Origin of the sequence: Pseudomonas mangrovi (assembly GCF_003052585.1) — a bacterium.
Classification (GTDB): domain Bacteria; phylum Pseudomonadota; class Gammaproteobacteria; order Pseudomonadales; family Pseudomonadaceae; genus Aquipseudomonas; species Aquipseudomonas mangrovi.
The window spans coordinates 488,850-507,054 of the sequence record NZ_QASN01000002.1; the positions used below are offsets into that span (position 1 = coordinate 488,850).

An 18,205-nucleotide genomic window follows, 5' to 3' on the forward strand; every position below is an offset into this window, starting at 1 on the left:
GCGGGCAAAATCGGCGCGGATCATAGCATGGCCACCATGGCGGGCCGTAGGGCGGCGGCAAGGACCGGCAATCTCCGGCGCAGGCGCGGCGTGGCAGCCCCGGAGGTTCTGAGGGGCGCGGCATGGCGGCCGAGAGATCGCCTGTTGGGCCTTGCGGAGCTCGGCGCCAACCTACACCACACCGCACACACCAACCGGCGTGTAGGTCGACGTATCCACTTGACCGTAGGTTGGGCCGCAAGGCTCGACACCAGGCGGCGCGCTGCCTCCCCTGCTACAACCGGCGCACCCAGAACAGCTCATGTCGGCGCACCGCCTTGCGGAAGAACTCGTCCTCGCCGGTCGCCGGCCAACTGCGCCCGGCGAGCAGCCGCTGGATCACTCGACGCAGGCGCGCCTTGGTCTGCAGCGGACCCTGCAGATCGTGTTGCATCACCAGTGCCATGGCCTTGTCCTGCTGCGCGGCCTCATCCAGGACCGGACTCCACAGCTGGTCGGCCGGCAAGGGCTCGATCGCCGGCGGCAGGGCCACTCCACCGCCCGCCGGCCCCATCGGCCAGCGGTCGTTGTCAGCCAGGTGGTTGGCATACAGCAGCAGGGTCTGCGGCTGCCAGCTGCTGAGCTCGATGGCCTCCAACAGCGCCTCGGTGCCGGCGACATGATCGGCATGCGGATCGAGCTGCGGATGTGGGGTCACCACTACCTCGGGGCGGAAATGGTCGAGCAGCGCGGCAAGATCAGCAACCAGATTGCTCCAGCTCGGCACCCCATCGACATCGCCGGGCAACAGTAGCGGGTTGTGCCGGCGCACCGTGCGAACGTCACTTTCGCCGGACTCGCGGGAGGCAATCCCCCGCTCTGGTTCGTCACGCATCGCCGGCAGTTGCAGGCAGTAATAGCCAAGTTGCACGCAGCGCGACTGCGGCACGCCGCCCCAGAGCGGGGTGGAGAGACTGTCCCAGGCCCGCAAGCGGCCTTTAAGGCGCGCCGCGGCAGCGGCGTCCAGTCCCAGACGGCGGTATTTCTGCGCCTCTATCTCGCCCTGGCTGAGGGTGACTATGCTGGCCTCGCGGGCGCGGCTGTAGAGCCCGAATGCCGCCAGTTCGGCGTCATCGGCATGCGGCGCGACCACCATCAGGCGCTGCTCGGCATAGTCGGGATGAGTGAACGCCACCAGGCGTCCCTCGCCACGCAGACGGCAGAAACGCGTACGCAGGCTCAGGTCACCCAGCGCAAGCGTTTCCCCGGCACCGGAAAGGTTCAGCCAGCGCACCCCGTCGACTCCACGCTCGAAATCCTGGCGGTCGCCACCGATCCAGACCTGCGGGTCGCGCCAGCGACCCAGCCAGTCAGCCTGCAGGTGCCATTCCAGCAACAGGGTCTGAGCCTCGCCGAGGTCGCCCTGGACCTGCAGACGCCCCTCGACGCAGTGCACCACGAGCTCACGGGTGCCCGCGGGAAAGGCATAGCGATAGTCGTCTTTCGGCGAATAGAACAGGTGGTCGGCGAACCACGCTTCGTGAGCCACCCAGCCCAGCACCAGCAGCAGAGGAACCAGCCACCCGGCGATGAACACTCCGGCCAGGCCGATCAGCAATAAGCCGAGGAGCATGGCAATCCGTTTATTGCGCCGATGCCTGCGCAGCAGCGTCTGTTTGCGTCCCTGCATGTTCACACCCGATAGCTCGGTACCCGATTGCACCAGCGCTCCTTGTATTCGCGATCGGCCCGACCGAATGAATAGCGCAGCGGCTTGTTCCTGGCTCTGGCTTCTTCCCAGGCCTGCTGGGTATTGACGAAGCTGAGCACGCTGCCGGGGCTGAACTCGCGATTCTGCGGGTCTACCCCGCCATTGATGTATTCCAGGCTGACCCAGCCCGGAGATTCGACGCGATAGAGAATCTGGATCGCCACCGGCCTGTCTTCAAGATAGATCAAGGAGCCGGTCATGAACTCGCGCAGCCGCTCGAACACCTCTTGCAGATGCCCCTCGCCGGCCGCGGCAAAACCCCAGCGACGGCGGAACAGATCGGCATAGATGCCTGCCTGTTCGGCGGCGCTGAGCTCCAGCATCGGCCGGATCACGCCACCGGCCTCTTCCAGCAGACGCTGCTCGCGACGCTGGTTGTAACGAAACTTCTTGCTGTACTGCTCCGGCTCCCGAGCCAGTGCCAGCCCCTCCGGCTGCTCCCGCAGGCCTTGCACCTGCGCAACGTTCAACCCGGAGACGTAGCGCGCGCGATGGCGCAGACGAACCCTCGCGTCGGCAGCCAGCGGCAGAATGATCTCGGCGTTGCCCAGATCGAAGAGTCCGCGCTTGCCGGTGCTCTTCAGTACCTCCTTGGCCAGCGCCAGATGGCGCCCCCAGGTGGCGATGGCGCCGCGCAGCTCGCCCTGCTCGATCCAGCCCAGGTAGCGCACCGGAATGTTCGCCAGCGCGGCGAGGCGCTCGACGACCTGCGGATGAGTCGCCACGCTGCCACCGAAGCGCTGCCAGGCGTCGGCATAGGTCGCCGCGTCGATCTGCGTCCAGCCCCGCTCGCGCCAGCTGCGCAGCCAGCCCAGCATCAGGGCTGGACCTCGTCGATGGGTGCATCGTCCTCGAACTGGTGGGCGTGCAGGCGCGAGTAGTAGCCGTTCAGTGCCAGCAGCTCGGCGTGCCGGCCGCGCTCGACGATCCGCCCCTGGTCCATCACCAGGATCAGGTCGGCCTTCTCGATGGTACTCAGGCGGTGGGCGATGACCAGGGTGGTACGCCCCTCCATGACGTGATCCAGCGCGCCCTGGATGTGCCGCTCGGACTCGGTGTCCAGCGCCGAGGTGGCCTCGTCGAGGATCAGCAGCGGCGCGTTCTTCAGCAACGCGCGGGCAATCGCCAGGCGCTGGCGCTGGCCGCCGGAAAGCAGCACGCCGTTCTCGCCGACCAGGGTCTGGTAACCCTCTGGCATCTTCTGGATGAACTCGTCGGCATAGGCCGACTCCGCTGCCGCGCGGATGTCTTCCAGCGGTGCGCCGGCCAGGTCGCCGTAGGCGATGTTGGCAGCCACCGTGTCGTTGAACAGGGTGACCTGCTGGGTAACCAGGGCGATATGCCGACGCAGGTTGCGCAGACGGTAGTCCTGCACCTCCGCGCCATCGAGCAGGATCTGCCCCTCGCTGTGCTGGTAGAAGCGCGGGATCAGCCCGGCCAGGGTCGACTTGCCGCTGCCGGAACGGCCGACCAGAGCGACCATCTGACCCGGCTCGACGGAAAAGTCGATGCCGTCGAGCACCTGCTTGTCGGTCCCCGGGTAACGGAACGAGAGGTTGCGCACCTCCAGCCGCCCCTCCACCTTGTCGCGCTCGAGGGTTCCGCCGTCGATCTCCACCGGTTCGTCGAGCTGCTCGAAGATGCTCTCGGCACCGGCGACACCCTTCTGCACGGTGGAGCTGACTTCGGACAGCTGGCGAATCGGCTTGGGCAGCATGCCGGCCAGGGTGATGTAGGCGATCAGGTCGCCCGCCGAAGCATCGCCGCGCATCAGCAGGACCAGGAACATCAGCACCGCCATGGCGCTGAAGATCACGATCTGCAGCATCGGCGTATAGACCGCCGCAGTCTTGGTCATGCGCAGCTGCTTCTCGGTGTTGCCTGCACTGGACTCGAGAAAGCGCTGCTGTTCGTAGGCCTCGCCGCCGAAGCTGCGCACCACTCGATAGCCCTGGATGGTTTCCGAGGCTACGTGGGTGACGTCGCCCATCGCGACCTGGATCTTCTTGCTCTGCTTGCGGAATTTCTTGCTCGCGCTGGTCACCATCAGGCCGATCACGGGCAGGATCGCCACCATCACCAGGGTCAGTTTCCAGTTCATCCACAGCAGGGTGGCGAACAAAAAGATCACCGTCATGCCTTCACGGATCACCACCTTGATCGCATCGGTGGCGGCGCCGGTGACCATGGTCACGTTGAAGGTAATGCGCGAGATCAGATGCCCGGAGTTGTGCTTGTCGAAGTAGCCGTTGGGCAAAACCAGCAGGTTGTTGAACAGCGCCACGCGCAGATCGTGCACCAGGCCCAGGGAAACCCGTGCGAGAAAGTAGTTGCCGAGGAAGGAGCCGACACCCTGCCAGACGGCGATCACCACGATCAGCAGCGGCACCGCCTGCAACAGGCGCAGCTCGGCCAGCCAGGGGGCATGCTCGACGACCCAGGCCGCCTCGCCGAACAGACTGGCATTCGGGTCGGACAGACCATCGACGAAGAACTTGAGGATGTAGCCAAGCATCGGCTGCGTCGACGAGAAGATCGCAAACCCCAGGATGCTGATGGCAAAGAGGCCGACATAGGGCTTCACGTAGCTCAGCAGACGCAGGTACACCGCAACGCTCGACGCAGGCTTCTTTTCTGTACCGCTCATGGATGAACCCAGGCTCGAAAAAGGCGCGGATTGTAGCACGCTGCCCGCACCGCAACGGCGCGCTGCGAGGGCCGACGCGCGAGGGCGCGGCGTTTTCCGTGGGGCCTGCTAAGATGGCGCCCCCGCTCGATCGAGACGCTCCATGCAGCCGCTTTCCCCGGACCGTTACCGACACCTTCGCGAAGGCGCCCAGGTCATAGAGGCCGACAGTCACGGCGAGAAGGTCCTGCGCCTGGCCGACGGCAACTACATCAAGCTGTTTCGCCGCAAACGCCTGATCTCCTCGGCGCTGTTCTGGCCCTACGCACAGCGCTTCGCCGACAACGCCAGGCGCCTGGAGCAGCTCGGTGTTCCCTGCCCCAGGATCATCGCGGTGTACCGCATGGCAGCGCTGCAGCGCGATCTGGTGTACTACAAGCCGCTACCCGGCCTGACCCTGCGCCAGCTGCGCGATGGCCAGGGCGAGGCGCCGGCCGATCTGCTCGAGCAACTGGCGCGCTTCATCGCCGAGTTGCATAAGGCCGGCGTGTACTTCCGCTCGCTGCACCTGGGCAACGTGGTACTGACCCCCCAGGGCAAACTGGGACTGATCGACATTGCCGACCTGAGTATCCAGCGCTGGCCGCTGCTGGGTAGCCAGCGCCTGCGCAACTTCCGTCACATGCTGCGCGATGCGCGCGACCTCGCCTGGCTGCGCAGCGACGGCGACAGCCGCTTCGCCAATACCTATCGCGCCGCCAGCGGCCGCCAGTTCCGCCTGCCCGGCCTGGAATGACCGTGAAAACGCGAACGGGCCCCGCAGGGCCCGTCCTTCGCCGCGGTCCGAGCTAGCGCCCGATCACCAGCACCGCATCGTCCTTGCGGTTGGCAAAGCGCGCCAGCACGCGCCGGTCGTGCTGCTCCAGCCATTCCAGCAGCCAGGGCTCGTCGCCGTCCGCCTCGATCAGCAGGTAGTCGAAGGCATCCGGCTGCTCAAGCGCCTGCTGCAGGCTCGGACCAAGCGCCCGATAGCCGAATCCGGCGTAATAACCGATTCGGGGGTCGTCGTAATAGATCCGCGCTGAGGGCGCGACGTACTGGGACATCCATTGCCCTGCGTCGACATAATGGGTTTTCCTGGCGCTCAGCGAGATGACGTTGTCGAACATCTGCAATACGAGCAATACCGCCAGCACCTTGCCCAGACGCGGGAAGCGCCCGACGAAGTCGATCATCGCAAAGGCCAATAGCGGCAGCAGCAGCAGGTTCAGGTAGCTGACATAGCGCGAGTTGACGAAGCCCTGCTGCAGGAAGAACACCACCAGGACCGCCAGATAGATCAGCGCAGCCCAGGCAAACAGTCGGTACTCACGCCAGAAGCGCGCTAGCGCACCCCAGGCGTGGCGCTGCAGGAACACCAGCGCCAACGGCCCGCACAGCTTGATGAATGTCAGCAGCACGGCCAGCAATATCACGCCCAGCAACAGGGGGCCGGCCTCATCATCCATGTACTGGGCGAATACTCCCTGCGCTAGCGCATCTGCCTTGCCCTGGAAGGCCATCCGCACAGCGCTTGGATCGAGCATCTGCAGGTAGTACTCGACGCGACCCTGCGAGAATTCGCCAGCTACCCCCAGCGCCAGCACGGCAAACAGAAGCGCGACCAACGGCAACAGAGCCAGCTGCAGCAGACGCAGCATCCCCGCGCGACTGAACAAATCCGGCAGGCGCCAGACCGCCAGGGCGCCAAGCAGCATCAGCGCCTCGAGGCGGAACAGTGCCGCACCCAGGATCGCCAGATGGATGCCGGCAGCAAGCCACCAGCCACCCCGCCGATCCCACGCGAGGGCAAGCCACAATGCAAGCGCGGAAAAAAACCAGAATCCCTGCTCGCGCAGAATATCGTTGCGGAAGGCATTCATCGCGGGCACTGCCAGCACCAGCAACAAGAGCCACCAGCGCCGCTCAGGCATCGAGCGCTGCAGGCAAGCCAGCAGAAGGGCACTGCTGCCCGCCATCAGCAGGCCGCACCAGAAATAGGCCGTAAGCTCATACGACAGCCCAAGCAGGCTATGGGTCCAAGCCAGGAGGATGGGAAACCACGGCCAGTTGAAGAACTGGATGGCGGTCTTGGCCCCCTCGGCATCGACTCGCTGGGCGATGTCTATATAGAAAGCAGCGTCCTTGCCAATGGTCGCTTCTCCCGATACCGCAATAATCGACAGTAGCAGGCTGCCAAAGAATGCCAGCCACACCGGGGAAACCCGCTCCAGCCGAGAAAAAATCGTTTGCATGAATGTAGTCCTGGATAAATCAACGACAGTCGCGAGCTACGACTTCCCGAGCAGACGCAACGCCTTGCGCGCGTAGGTCCAGCGCAGGGATTGCAGCGGACTGAGACTCAGCGCATGCCGATAGAAACGCCGCGCCAACGACCAGTCACCCGCCAGCCAGGCGGCGCGAAACAACGACAGATAACGCTGTGCTTCGTAGCGCCGGCGCAGCGGCGCGCACTGGGCCGGCAGACTGGCAAAAACCTCGTCGATCAGCAGCCGGGCGAAGTGCTCCTCGCCATCGCGCTGATGACGCTGGCTGTCGGCGTGCTTGTGGATCTTCGCCAGCGGCGTGTCCAGCGTCACCACCGGCGCACTGACCAGCAGGTGCACGAACACCGGGATGTCCTCGCCCGTGCGCAACGTCTCCGGGTAAGGCCGCTTCAGCAGCAGATCGCGACGGAACAGCGAACAGCAGTGCGAGATCGAGATGCGTTTTTCCAGCAGGTACTGGCGCGCCAGGCTGCAGGCATCCGTCGACGGTACCGGCGTGGGCAGACGCAGACGCTCGCGGCCGTCCGGATGCACTGAGATCTGCGCACCGAGAAACAGGCCGGCCTGCGGATGCAGGTCGATCTGTTCGCGCAGGGCGGCGAGCGCATCGGGCAGCAACTCGTCGTCGGCATCCAGCAGCAGTGCGTAGCGACCCCGCGCCTGGCGAATGCCGTGGTTGCGCGCCGCGGCAGCGCCGGCGTTGTCCTGGCGGATCGCGCGCAGCTGCGGATGGCGCGCGACATAACCGGCGAGCACCTGCGGCGTGTCATCACGCGAGCCGTCGTCGACGACGATCAGTTCGAGGTCAGCGGCCCACTGCGCGAGCACCGAATCCAGCGCGCGCGGCAGCAGGTGGCCATAGTTGTAGGCCGGAATGACGACGCTGATCAGCGGTGTATCAGAGTTGCTCATACCAATCCTTGCCGTCCTTGACGACGAGGATGTCCTGCATGATCAGGTACTGCAGATCGGAGCCGTAGAACATGTTCAGCGCATCGGTCGGCGAGCAGATCATCGGCTCGCCGCGGCGGTTCAGCGAGGTGTTCAGCGATACGCCGTTGCCGGTGAGTTTCTCCAGCTCCAGCATCAGGTCGTACCAGCGCGGGTTGTACTCGCGCTCGAGCACCTGGGCGCGCGAGGTGCCGTCCTCGTGCACCACTTCGCTGACGCGGGTCTTCCACTCCTCGTTGACCTCGAAGGTGAAGGTCATGAACGGGCTCGGGTGATCGACCTTGAGCATCTGCGCCGCCACGGTGTCGAGCATCGACGGGCAGAAGGGCCTCCAGCGCTCGCGGAACTTGATCTGCTCGTTGATCCGGTCGGCAACACCGGGAATGCTCGGGCAGCCGATGATCGAACGTCCGCCCAGGGCGCGCGGACCGAACTCCATGCGGCCCTGGAACCAGGCCACCGGGTTGCCGTCGACCATGATCTTGGCGATCCGCTGTTCGACATTGTCGATCTGCCTGAATACAGGCGCGTTCGGGTGGCGCGCGCAGGCGGCGATGACGTCCTCGTTGCTGTAGGCCGGGCCGAGGTAGACGTGCTCCATCTTCTCCACCGGCACGCCACGGGCAACCGAGACGTAGGCGGCGGCGCCGACTGCGGTGCCGGCGTCACCGGAAGCCGGCTGGACGAACAGCTCCTTCACATCATCGCGGGCGATGATCTTCTGGTTCAGCTTGACGTTCAGCGCGCAGCCGCCGGCGAAGGCGATCTTGCCGGTTTCCTTGAGGATGTCGCCCAGGTAGTGCTCCATCATCTGCAGCGCCAGCTTCTCGAACAGCGCCTGCATGGCCGCGGCATAGTGGATGTAGGGGTCGTCGGCGATGTCACCTTCGCGCTTGGGTCCCAGCCACTCGATCAGCTTGGGCGAGAAGTAGTAGCCCTTGCCCTTCTCCTTGTAGCGGCGGAAGCCGATGACGTTGGCGTACTCGGTGTTGATGATCAGCTCGCCGTTCTCGAACCTGGCCAGGCGCGAAAAGTCGTACTTGGCCGCGTCGCCATAGGGCGCCATGCCCATCACCTTGAACTCGCCGTCGAGCATCTCGAAGCCCAGGTACTCGGTGATCGCGCCATACAGGCCGCCGAGCGAATCCGGGTCGTAGAACTCCTTGATCTTGTGGATCTTGCCGTTCTCGCCATAACCGAAGAAGGTGGTGGCGTACTCGCCCTTGCCGTCGATGCCGAGGATCGCGGTCTTCTCCTTGAAGCCCGAGCAGTGGTAGGCGCTGGAGGCATGCGCCAGGTGGTGCTCGACCGGCTCGATCTTGATCTTCTTCAGGTCGAAGCCGAGCTGCTGCAGGCACCACTCGATGCGCTTCTTGTAGCGGTGGTAGCGGCGATTGCCCATCAGGATGGCGTCGAGCGCGCGGTCCGGGGCGTACCAGTAGCGCTTGGCATACTGCCAGCGGGCCTTCTCGAAGATGCTGATCGGCGCGAAGGGAATCGCCACCACGTCGACGTCGGACGGCTTGATCCCGGCCTGCTCCAGGCAGAACTTGGCCGACTCGTAGGGCATGCGGTTCTTCGCATGCTTGTCGCGCACGAAGCGCTCCTCTTCCACGGCAGCGATCAGCTTGCCGTCGATGTAGAGAGCCGCGGACGGATCATGGCTGAGGGCGCCGGAAAGGCCGAGTACGGTCAGTGCCACTGATAAAAGCCTCTTCTAGAGCAGCTTGACGCTTGAAGCCGAAAGCTTGAAGCGTCAGCAATCATTGTTCGGACCCCGGAGGGCCTGGTTCCAGCTTCAAGCGTCGGGCTTCAAGCCAGCCGTGGGTATACGTTCATCCAGCGAGCGATACAGCGGTGACTCAGCCGGCCAGTTGCGCAGAAAGCGCGCCCGGTCCCGCGCGTACGCCCGCTCGAAACTGCCCTGGCGGCGATGTTGGCGGACCGCATCCAGATCGATCAGGGTCCAGCGGCCGGTGTGCCAGAACAGGTTGTAGCCCTTCAGGTCGCCATGACTGATGCGTTCGCGGCGCAGCGCGGCGAACAGCTGATCGACAGCCAGCAGCTCTGCCTCGGGCGCCTGCGTCTGCTGCCAGGGCGCGAAGCGGGCGATTATATCTTCACCGTCCAGATAATCGGTAATCAGCCAGGCCTGACCGCGCAGCCACAGCCAGCGCCGCTCGATTACCGCCAGCGGCCGTGGCGTGGCGATACCGAGGAAATCCAGGCGATTGCCCTCTACCCAGCTGTGCCAGGCCCGGCTCGGCCGCCAGAAGCGCTTGAGCCAGTGCAGCGGGCCCTTGATGTTGTAGCGTTTGACCAGCAGGGTGCGCTCGCCGAGGCGAACGCGCGCCACCGTAGCCGTGCCACCGCTCTTGAGCAGCGTGCCGGCGGCAATGTAGGCATCCGGATCAGCCAGCAGCGGCGCCAGCAAAGGCTCCACCTCACGCCGCACCACACGCAGGCCGAAGGCGTTGATCCGCGCGGCGAATAGGCTGCAGTCGCGGGCGACCTTGCGCAGATAGTCGCGCAGGCGCCAGCGCCGCACCCGAGCGATCTGCGCTTGCAGCTTCTCCATTGGCAGTGCGTGCTCGCCGTTGGCCAGCAGGTAGTGGATCAGCAGTTCTTCGAGATGCGCGTCCAGGCTGGCCGGCAGCTGAGCGAAGAACACACCGAGATTTTCCAGCACACGCTCGCGCGACAAGGGCTGCCCCGGCGTCTCGGCGCGCACACCGCCACCATCGATGACCTGCACGGCGCCGGCGTGGCGCAGCAGGTTGTCCAGGTGCAGGTCTTCCTGCCACAGACCGCCGGCATGCAACGCGCCAATCGCCGCCAGTGCCTCACCGAGCACAGCCTGCTGCGCTTCGCTCGCAGCAGGCTGGTCCTGCACCGCGCGCCAGGCGTCCCAGAGGCTCTGGGCGTCTTCCAGATAATCGAACAGCAGCCAACCGCCCTGCCCCGCCTCGATCCCCTCGGCCAGCAGCTCCGGCGTCTGCACCTGCGTGGCCAGCAGGCGCGCACCCTCCAGTTCACGGGCATGCTGGCGCGCCGCCTTGCTGCCGACCAGAAGCTTGGCAAGCACCTTGCGCCCGCGCCAGTCGGCCACGCCGACGTAACGCTGACCGGGCAGCACGCGCAGCCAGACCTCGACACGCAGCGGCTCGTCAGCCAGCTCCAGGATCAGCGGCAGCAGCGGCTCGCGCCCCTGGCGACTCAGTTCGGACAGCCGCATCAGCGGTTCACCTTGGCACGCCTGCGGCCATCGACTCGCGCAGCCCAGTCGCTCACCGCGGCACTATCCAGCGGTGCGTCCAGGTAGGCGGCGATAAAGGCCGCCACGTCCGCGCGACTCCAGGGATCGGCACGACGGATCAGCGGTTCGAGGTCCTTGATCCGGTCGCGCCGACCGAGCAGCAGTGGCCGGGTCTTCTCCAGATCGATCAGGCACGCCTCGCAGGATTGCTCGCGACCGCGCAGAAAAATATGTTTTGGATAGAAGCAGCCGTGCATCTGGCCGGCCGCGTGCAGCCGGCGTGCAAGCTCGCCGCAGGCACGGATCAGCGCCTCGCGGCGCGCCGCAGAGAGGTCGTGCCAGCGCTGGAACAGGCTGTAGAGATCCTCCCAGTCGTCCAGCGCATGGGTCAGCAGAATCGCGCGCCGCTCGCCGGCCACCCGTCGCTGGGCGAAGAACGCTGCCTGCAGCGCCGGTACGCCGAGGGTCGCGTAGCGCTGGATATTGCGGAACTCGCGGGCGAAGGTCGGCTCGCCCAGCGGATGCAGCAAGGTGCGACTCAGATGATTGCTCTGCCGCTTGAGGTAGTAGGCGCGCTCGCCCAGATCCAGCCGATAGACGCTGCTCCAGCCACCGCGCTCGGTGTTCGGCTCGTCGACCGCCTCGAGCTTCAACCCCCAGAGCGCATCGAAACTGGCCAGCCCGTGCTGCTCCAGCAGGGCCCTGTCATCGCTGGCGATGAAGTCGTTCATTCGCGCCCCTCGAAGAATTTCACGATCTGCCGAATGCGCTTGCGGTCACCTGCATCCAGGCGGGCATGACCGCTGTACTGCAGGTAGAAGCGCAGGCGCTGACTGCGCGACAGCACGCGCTTGGCGACCTTGTCCAGGCACGCCAGGTCCTTGACGATGCGATAGCGCAGCAGCGGCCCATACCAGAAGCCGCCGGTGGGGCAGTCGATGAAGAACAGCCGGCCGCCGTCATCGACCAGCAGGTTGCGCCATTTCAGATCGTTGTGGGCGAAGTGATGGTCGTGCATGCAGCGGGTCGCCGACGCCAGCTGGCGGCTGACGCCGTCGACCCAGGCGCGGTCGCGCAGCCGCGCATCCTGCTGGTAATCGAGAATCCACAGGTTCTCGGTGTTGGCCAGCTCGCGGGTGATCAGCGCGCCGCGCACGAAAGCACCGGCGCGGCGCTGCAGCCCCCAGCCGACGATCTCGGCGGTGGCGATGCCCCAGTCGGCGAAGCGCCGCAGGTTCTCCCACTCGGCCTGCACCCGCGGACGCGGCAGGTAGCGGCGCAAACCCTTGCCGGCGCTGTGGTAGCGCTTGACGTAGTAGCGCACACCGCCGCGCTCGATGCGGATCACATCCGACAGCGGATCGCGGGTGATGCGCTCGCCTTCAAGGGCGAAGACCGCATCCAGGCTGCCGAAATCGTCGGCCAGCGCCTGGTAGTCGGGATTCAGCGTCCAGCTCATTGAATCGCATCTCCCTTGCGTTCCTTGCGTGCATAGAGCTTCGCCGCCTTGTCTTCCAGCCAGGCCAGCAGCCGCGCTTCATCGCGCAGGATGGCGCGCAGCGGGGTACGGAAATAGCTGCGCAGGAAGCGCAGCTTGTCGCGCCGCGTCAGGCCGATGTCGAGTGCCGAGAAATACAGCGCCGCCAGGTCCTTGTTGCGCCAACGCAGCGGCGTGCGGTCGCGGGTCTGCGCGCGATGCAGGTCGATCAGCGACAGGCGCAGCTTGCGCGGCGTCACCGGGGTGTCGGTGTGCAGCAGGAAATGGCAGATGTAGCAGTCGCGATGGTTGACCCCGGCGCGGTGCATGGTTCCGGTCATCCGCGCCACCTCGGCGATCAGCGCTCGTTTCAGCGCCGGCTGCGGTGGCTTTTTGCGCCAGTCGAGACAGTAGTCTTCGAGACTGATGGTCGGCGCCAGCTCCTCGGTGATGATGAACGAATGCTGAGTGGCCGGATTGCTGCCGCGCTCGCCATAGGCCACTGCGGTCATGCTCGGCACACCCGCCAGGCGCAGCCGGTCGATCGCCGTCCACTCCTGGCCGGCGCCCAGTACCGGGGCCTTGGCGGTGAGCAGGTTCTTGACGATCTCGCCCCAGCCGATGCCGCGGTGGATCTTGACGAAATAGCCGCGACCGTCGACGTCGGTGCGCAGGGTGCGGCGACCTTCCAGCTCGCGGTAGACCTCGCCTTCGAGGCGCTCGACTTCGACGAAGGGGTCCTTGTCGGCCCAGAGGGATTTGAAGGGATCGGAGAGGATCAGGCGCATGCGCGTGGCTCCGCTTTCATGACTCTGACCACCGAGTTCTGCCGTGCAACGCGCTGTCTGAGGACGCCGGTTTCGGCCCCCCGGCCGAGTTCCTTTCTTCTTGCTTGCCCAAGAAGAAAGGAACCAAAGAAGAAGGGCCCCCGACCATTCGGGTCTGTCCGCTGCGCGAACAGACTCCCCTCGCTCCGGCGCCGCTCCGGCCACCGGCTTGGAAGGGGCGTCCCTGCCCCTCCAAGCCTTTCGCGCCCATCCAGGGCGCTCATCAGCCTGCGCGACACCTGCACTCGGCCTACTGGACGGGCACATGTCCGCGCTGCCTGATCGTTTGCGGTAATCCCGATACTGTCAGGTAACACCTCCCCCCCCTTCAGGCGGGTGAACGGATTCACCACGCAGAGGGACGAGCGGCCAGGACGGCCGCGAGAGGCATAGCGGGCCATGGATGGCCCGTGTATGCCGACCCTTGGAGTGGTGATGGAGTGAACGCACCCGGCGCGAAGCGCCGGGCCGCCTGTCGGGGTGGCCTTCTCTTTGGTTACTTTCTCTTGGCCAAGCAAGAGAAAGTGACTCGGCCAGCAGGCCGAAACCCATGCCATCTGACCAAATGTCGGGGCGTGTTTCTTTTGCTGACTTTTCTTTGCACGAGCAAACGAAACGCAGTGGAGTAACGGCGCCAGCCGGCCCGCAGGGCGAGCGAAGCGAGTCAAGAAAAGTGAGGCGCCCGAGGGGGCGCAACCCGAAGCATCGGACCGCACCGCTGCCGTTGGCTGACCAGGGCATGCAGGGCGAAGCGAATGCAGCGCAATCATCGAGCCTCCCCCAGAATCACATCCGCCGCCCTCTGCGGCATCGAATACAGATCCGCCGTATCGGCAAAGGCCAATCCGTTGCGGCTCCAGGCCTGCCGCTGCGCATCGTCGGCGAGCATCTCGGCCAGCGCACTGTTCAGCGCATCCTGCGCGAAGGGCGAACCCAGCACGCGGCCGCAATCCGCCTCGGCGATGTAGTGCGCATAGCCACAGACATCGGTGACCAGCACCGGCAGGCCGGCGACCAGCGCCTCCAGCAGCACGGTACCGGTGTTCTCGTTGTAGGCCGGGTGGATCAACAGATCGGCACCGAGCAGGAAGCGTGGAATGTCGCTGCGACCACGCAGTATCTGCACCTGCGACGCCACCCCGAGCGCCTTGGCCTGCAACTGGAAGCTGCGCGGATCGTCCTGGCCGATGGCGATCAGACGGGTGCGCGCCTTCAGCTCACGGGGCAACGCGGCCAGAGCCTTGAGGCTGCGATCCAGGCCCTTGGTCTTGAAGCCGGAGCCGATCTGCACCAGCAGCAGGTCGGTCTCGCCCAGCGAAAACTCGCGCCGAAACTCGGCACGAATCTCGGCGGCATTCGCCGGTGCCCGGCGGTCGAAGGCGATGCCCGGCGGCAGCAGATGGAAGCGTTCGGCCGGCGTGCCGTAGTGCTTGATGAACAGCGGCTGCTGCACCTCGGAAATCATCAGGATCTCGGTCTTCGACTCCACACCGAACACCGCGCGCTCGTAGTCGGCGAAATGCTTGTAGCGACCCCAGCGCTTGTAGAGGGGCGCGCGCAGGGTCTGCGCCTTGTCCTCATAGCAGCCGTCGGCGGCATAGTAGACGTCCAGGCCGGGCATCTTGTTGAAACCGACCACGCGATCTACAGGGTCGCGCGCCAGGTCAGCGGCAAGCCAGGCACTGAACTTCTCGTTGCGCCTGTGGTTGAACAGCGCCTTCACCGGCGCCACGCGCACGTCGAAGCCGGGCGGCACATCGCCTTCCCAGATCGGCGTATAGACGCGGATGGCGTGGCCACGCGCCTGGCACTCCAGGGCAATGCGCATGAAGTCGCGCTGCAGCCCGCCGAAGGGGAAATACTTGTAGAGCACGAACGCCAGCTGCATCAGCGGGCTTCCTCGTCTGTCGCCGGCGGACGGGCCAGCAGGGTGTCGAGCTCAGCCCCCACCCGCTGCGCATCCAGCCCGTCGAAACAGGGTTTGTGCCTGTCGCCACTGCCAGCGCCCGGCCCGCTGGCGCACAGATGCACCTGGCCACGCCCATAGGCACCCACCCGTCCCGGCAGGGTCGGGCCGTAGAGCGAAATGCTTGGCACATCCAGCGCCGCGGCCAGATGACCAAGGCCAGTGTCGACTGCGACGCAGGCACGCGCGCCAGCGATCACCTTGGCCACGCCGGCCAGGTTCAGTCGCGGCAGCACGGCGGCATTCTCCAGGCCGCCGACGATGCGTTCGGCGCGCGCCTTTTCCTCGGCATTGCCCCAGGGCAGGCGAACCGCCCAGCCCTGGGCGCTCATGCGCTCGGCCAGGGCACGCCAGTCGGCTTCCGGCCAGTGCTTGCTGGCCCAGGTGGTGCCGTGCAGGAAGATCAGGTAGGGCTCCTCCTGCGGGTCGGCCAGGCGCGCACGGTCCAGGCCGTAGTCGCCAGTCGTGGCCGGTACCGGATAACCCAGTGCCTGGGCAAACAGCTGGCGCACCCGCTCGACCGCATGCTGCTCGCGCGGCACCGAATAGCGGCGCTCGTAGAAGCGACTGGCGATGGGCTCACGCGCCGAGTCGCGATCCAGGCCGGCCACCGGCGCCTTGACGTAGCGGGTCAGCCAGGCGCTCTTGAGCAGGCCCTGGGCGTCGATCACCAGGTCGTAATGGGTTTCCCGCAGGCGCTGCTTGAAGCGCTGCCACTCGCCATTGCGAATGGTGCTCCACAGATGCTTGCGCCAGCGCCGGATGGCCACCGGAATCACCTGGGCAACCGCCGGATGCCAGGCCGGAATCTCGGCGAAGCCCTCCTCGACCACCCAGTCGAACTGGATGCCCGGCAGCGCCTGCAGCGCGTCGGTAAGGGCCGGCAGCGTATGGATGACATCGCCCAGCGAGGACGTCTTGATCAGCAGCACCCGCACTCAGAGGCTCCCCGGTTCGGCCAGCGGATCGCCAACCAGCCGCTGCAACGCCTCCAGCACCAGTGCCGGCGACAGGTCGCGCAGGCAGTTGTAGTGACCGAAACGGCAGGTGCGATCGAAACAGGGGCTGCAGTCCAGGCCCAGGCGAACCACCTCGACCTGCTCGGCCAGCGGCGGGGTGAAGCCCGGCGAGGTCGAACCGTAGACCGACACCAGCGGCCGCTGCAGTGCGGCCGCCACGTGCATCAGACCGGAGTCGTTGGACACCACCGCATCGCTGCAGGAGAGCAGGTCGATGGCCTCGGCCAGCGAGGTTTCGCCAGCCAGATTGCAGACCTCCTCGCGCAGGCCGGGGATCAGCGCGGCGCGGATTTCCTCGCCCACCGGATGATCGCTCTTCGAGCCGAACAGCCAGACCTGCCAACCATCACGGATCTTCTGCTCGGCAACCCGCGCGTAGTGCTCGGCCGGCCAGCGCTTGGCCTCGCCGAACTCGGCGCCGGGACAGAGCGCCAGCAGCGGCCGATCCAGCGCCAGGGAAAAGCGCGCCAGCGCAGCCGCGCGACTGGCCGGATCGATCTGCAGCTGCGGGCGCGGATAGGGTTGCGGCAGTTCGGCACCCGGCGCGAAGGCCAGCGCCATGAAGCGCTCGATCATCAGCGGATAGCGCGCCTTGTCCAGCGTGCGGATGTCGTTGAGCAGGCCGTAGCGCATCTCGCCCTTCCAGCCGGTGCGCACGGGAATGCCAGCGAAGAACGGCACCAGCGCCGACTTGAGCGAGTTGGGCAGCAGGATCGCCTGGTCGTACTGGCCTGCCAGCGACTTGCCGATGCGCCGGCGAGTCGCCAGCTCCAGTGCGCCGTGGCCCAGCGGGAAGCTCAAGGCCGCGCGCACCTCGGGCATCCGTTCGAGGATCGGTCGACTCCACTCGGGCGCCAGCACGTCGATCGCACAACCGGGGTGGCGCTGGCGCAGGCAGCTGAACAGCGTCTGCGCCATCACCATGTCGCCTACCCAGCTCGGGCCGATGATCAGGATATTCATAAAAGCACTTTCGGTAGGTTGGGTTGAGCGCAGCGCAGCCCAACAAGGGGCCCTGCGACGCGTCGGATATCACTCGTTGGGCTTCAGCGCCAGGCGCTTCAACCCAACCTACGGATCACTTCACCAGCGTCCGCCACTCGGCGTGGCCGGCGCTCTTGCCGCTGACCAGGTCAAAGTAGGCCTTCTGCAGCTTTTCGGTGACCGGGCCGCGGCTGCCGATGCCGATCTGCCGGCCGTCGACTTCGCGAATCGGGGTGACCTCCGCGGCGGTGCCGGTGAAGAAGGCCTCGTCGGAAATGTAGACCTCATCGCGGGTGATGCGCTTCTCGACCACCGGCACGCCCAGCTCTTCGGCCAGGGTCAGCACGGTGGCGCGGGTGATGCCGTTGAGGCAGGAGGTGACTTCCGGGGTGTAGAGCACGCCGTTCTTGACCAGGAAGATGTTCTCGCCGGAACCCTCGGCCACGTAGCCCTCCGGGTCCAGCAGCATGGCTTCGTCGGCACCGCCGGACACCGCTTCCTGCAGGGCCAGCATCGAGTTGATGTAGTTGCCGTTGGCCTTGGCACGGGTCATGGCGATGTTGACGTGGTGGCGGGTGAAGGAGCTGGTGCGCACCTTGATGCCGGTCTTCAGCGCTTCCTCGCCCATGTAGGCGCCCCAGTGCCAGGCGGCGACGATGACGTGGACCTTGAGGTTGTCGGCGCGGATGCCCATGCCTTCGGAACCATAGAAAGCCATCGGCCGGATGTAGGCGCTGGCGAGGTTGTTCTCGCGCACCGCGGCGCGGGTGGCCTCGTTGATCTGCTCCTTGGTGAAGGGGATCTTCATGTTCATGATGTGCGCCGAATCGAACAGCCGATCGGTATGCGCCTGCAGGCGGAAGATCGCGGTGCCGTCCGGGGTGTCGTAGGCCCGCACACCCTCGAAGACGCCCATGCCGTAGTGCAGGGTGTGGGTCAGTACGTGGGTGGTCGCGTCGCGCCACTGCACCAGTTCACCGTCATACCAGATCACGCCATCGCGGTCGGCCATCGACATCTTT

The 18,205-nt window shown here is 65.8% G+C and carries 15 protein-coding genes; 1 reads left to right on the top strand and 14 read right to left on the bottom strand.

Features of this window, described 5'->3' with window-relative positions:
• Positions 1-274: 274 nt before the first annotated feature.
• From DBO85_RS02300 to msbA, 3 genes are read right to left on the bottom strand one after another with little or no spacing between them, the layout of a single operon-like run.
• The gene (locus tag DBO85_RS02300; RefSeq protein ID WP_108104968.1) at positions 275-1,669 is read right to left on the bottom strand and encodes a PIG-L deacetylase family protein; all 1,395 of its coding nucleotides are present in this window, start codon (positions 1,667-1,669) and stop codon (positions 275-277) included.
• Positions 1,670-1,671: 2 nt separating this feature from the next.
• Entirely contained in the window at positions 1,672-2,568 is an 897-nt protein-coding gene (locus DBO85_RS02305; protein WP_108104878.1) for a GNAT family N-acetyltransferase, read from the bottom strand.
• Complete coding sequence (msbA, locus tag DBO85_RS02310) at positions 2,568-4,397, bottom strand: lipid A export permease/ATP-binding protein MsbA (RefSeq protein WP_108104880.1); 1,830 nt, start codon at positions 4,395-4,397, stop codon at positions 2,568-2,570. The genes DBO85_RS02305 and msbA overlap by 1 nt, the downstream gene beginning before the upstream one ends.
• 142 nt (positions 4,398-4,539) lie before the next feature.
• Here msbA and DBO85_RS02315 point away from each other — a divergent pair, with 142 nt between their 5' ends.
• Positions 4,540-5,172: a phosphotransferase gene (locus tag DBO85_RS02315; RefSeq protein WP_108104882.1), complete on the top strand. Its 633-nt coding sequence runs from the start codon at positions 4,540-4,542 to the stop codon at positions 5,170-5,172.
• Between the two features lie 52 nt (positions 5,173-5,224).
• On the opposite strand, the gene DBO85_RS02320 is transcribed toward DBO85_RS02315, so the two are convergent.
• The 11 genes from DBO85_RS02320 to DBO85_RS02370 all read right to left on the bottom strand — a co-directional run bounded on the left by DBO85_RS02320 (position 5,225) and on the right by DBO85_RS02370 (position 18,201).
• Positions 5,225-6,670, bottom strand: a complete 1,446-nt coding sequence (locus tag DBO85_RS02320) for a hypothetical protein (protein WP_108104884.1) — start codon at positions 6,668-6,670, stop codon at positions 5,225-5,227.
• Positions 6,671-6,706: 36 nt separating this feature from the next.
• Positions 6,707-7,615: a glycosyltransferase family 2 protein gene (locus DBO85_RS02325; protein ID WP_108104886.1), complete on the bottom strand. Its 909-nt coding sequence runs from the start codon at positions 7,613-7,615 to the stop codon at positions 6,707-6,709.
• Positions 7,602-9,356: a carbamoyltransferase family protein gene (locus DBO85_RS02330; RefSeq protein ID WP_108104888.1), complete on the bottom strand. Its 1,755-nt coding sequence runs from the start codon at positions 9,354-9,356 to the stop codon at positions 7,602-7,604. The genes DBO85_RS02325 and DBO85_RS02330 overlap by 14 nt, the downstream gene beginning before the upstream one ends.
• Positions 9,357-9,452: 96 nt before the next feature.
• On the bottom strand, positions 9,453-10,889 hold the full coding sequence (locus tag DBO85_RS02335; protein WP_108104890.1) for a lipopolysaccharide kinase InaA family protein: 1,437 nt from the start codon (positions 10,887-10,889) through the stop codon (positions 9,453-9,455).
• Positions 10,889-11,641 (bottom strand): lipopolysaccharide kinase InaA family protein, encoded by a 753-nt coding sequence (locus DBO85_RS02340; protein WP_108104892.1) that lies wholly within the window; start codon positions 11,639-11,641, stop codon positions 10,889-10,891. The genes DBO85_RS02335 and DBO85_RS02340 overlap by 1 nt, the downstream gene beginning before the upstream one ends.
• Positions 11,638-12,369, bottom strand: coding sequence for a lipopolysaccharide kinase InaA family protein (locus tag DBO85_RS02345; RefSeq protein ID WP_108104894.1), 732 nt, complete (start codon positions 12,367-12,369; stop codon positions 11,638-11,640). Before DBO85_RS02345 ends, DBO85_RS02340 begins: the two co-directional genes overlap by 4 nt.
• Complete coding sequence (gene rfaP, locus DBO85_RS02350; RefSeq protein WP_108104896.1) at positions 12,366-13,175, bottom strand: lipopolysaccharide core heptose(I) kinase RfaP; 810 nt, start codon at positions 13,173-13,175, stop codon at positions 12,366-12,368. The genes DBO85_RS02345 and rfaP overlap by 4 nt, the downstream gene beginning before the upstream one ends.
• An 805-nt stretch (positions 13,176-13,980) precedes the next feature.
• On the bottom strand, positions 13,981-15,102 hold the full coding sequence (locus DBO85_RS02355) for a glycosyltransferase family 4 protein (protein ID WP_108104898.1): 1,122 nt from the start codon (positions 15,100-15,102) through the stop codon (positions 13,981-13,983).
• Complete coding sequence (gene waaC, locus DBO85_RS02360; protein ID WP_108104900.1) at positions 15,102-16,118, bottom strand: lipopolysaccharide heptosyltransferase I; 1,017 nt, start codon at positions 16,116-16,118, stop codon at positions 15,102-15,104. Before waaC ends, DBO85_RS02355 begins: the two co-directional genes overlap by 1 nt.
• Positions 16,119-17,162: a lipopolysaccharide heptosyltransferase II gene (gene waaF / locus DBO85_RS02365; protein WP_108104902.1), complete on the bottom strand. Its 1,044-nt coding sequence runs from the start codon at positions 17,160-17,162 to the stop codon at positions 16,119-16,121.
• A gap of 115 nt (positions 17,163-17,277) precedes the next feature.
• Positions 17,278-18,201 (bottom strand): branched-chain amino acid transaminase, encoded by a 924-nt coding sequence (locus DBO85_RS02370; RefSeq protein WP_108104904.1) that lies wholly within the window; start codon positions 18,199-18,201, stop codon positions 17,278-17,280.
• Between the last annotated feature and the right edge of the window lie 4 nt (positions 18,202-18,205).

Coding starts and splice junctions, on each gene's coding strand:
- DBO85_RS02320 (WP_108104884.1), bottom strand. CDS start 6,670: ATGCAAACGATTTTTTCTCGGCTGGAGCGGGTTTCCCCGGTGTGGCTG.
- DBO85_RS02315 (WP_108104882.1), top strand. CDS start 4,540: ATGCAGCCGCTTTCCCCGGACCGTTACCGACACCTTCGCGAAGGCGCC.
- rfaP (WP_108104896.1), bottom strand. CDS start 13,175: ATGCGCCTGATCCTCTCCGATCCCTTCAAATCCCTCTGGGCCGACAAG.
- waaF (WP_108104902.1), bottom strand. CDS start 17,162: ATGAATATCCTGATCATCGGCCCGAGCTGGGTAGGCGACATGGTGATG.
- DBO85_RS02345 (WP_108104894.1), bottom strand. CDS start 12,369: ATGAGCTGGACGCTGAATCCCGACTACCAGGCGCTGGCCGACGATTTC.
- DBO85_RS02335 (WP_108104890.1), bottom strand. CDS start 10,889: ATGCGGCTGTCCGAACTGAGTCGCCAGGGGCGCGAGCCGCTGCTGCCG.
- msbA (WP_108104880.1), bottom strand. CDS start 4,397: ATGAGCGGTACAGAAAAGAAGCCTGCGTCGAGCGTTGCGGTGTACCTG.
- DBO85_RS02300 (WP_108104968.1), bottom strand. CDS start 1,669: ATGCAGGGACGCAAACAGACGCTGCTGCGCAGGCATCGGCGCAATAAA.
- DBO85_RS02355 (WP_108104898.1), bottom strand. CDS start 15,102: ATGCAGCTGGCGTTCGTGCTCTACAAGTATTTCCCCTTCGGCGGGCTG.
- DBO85_RS02325 (WP_108104886.1), bottom strand. CDS start 7,615: ATGAGCAACTCTGATACACCGCTGATCAGCGTCGTCATTCCGGCCTAC.
- DBO85_RS02340 (WP_108104892.1), bottom strand. CDS start 11,641: ATGAACGACTTCATCGCCAGCGATGACAGGGCCCTGCTGGAGCAGCAC.
- DBO85_RS02305 (WP_108104878.1), bottom strand. CDS start 2,568: ATGCTGGGCTGGCTGCGCAGCTGGCGCGAGCGGGGCTGGACGCAGATC.
- DBO85_RS02370 (WP_108104904.1), bottom strand. CDS start 18,201: ATGTCGATGGCCGACCGCGATGGCGTGATCTGGTATGACGGTGAACTG.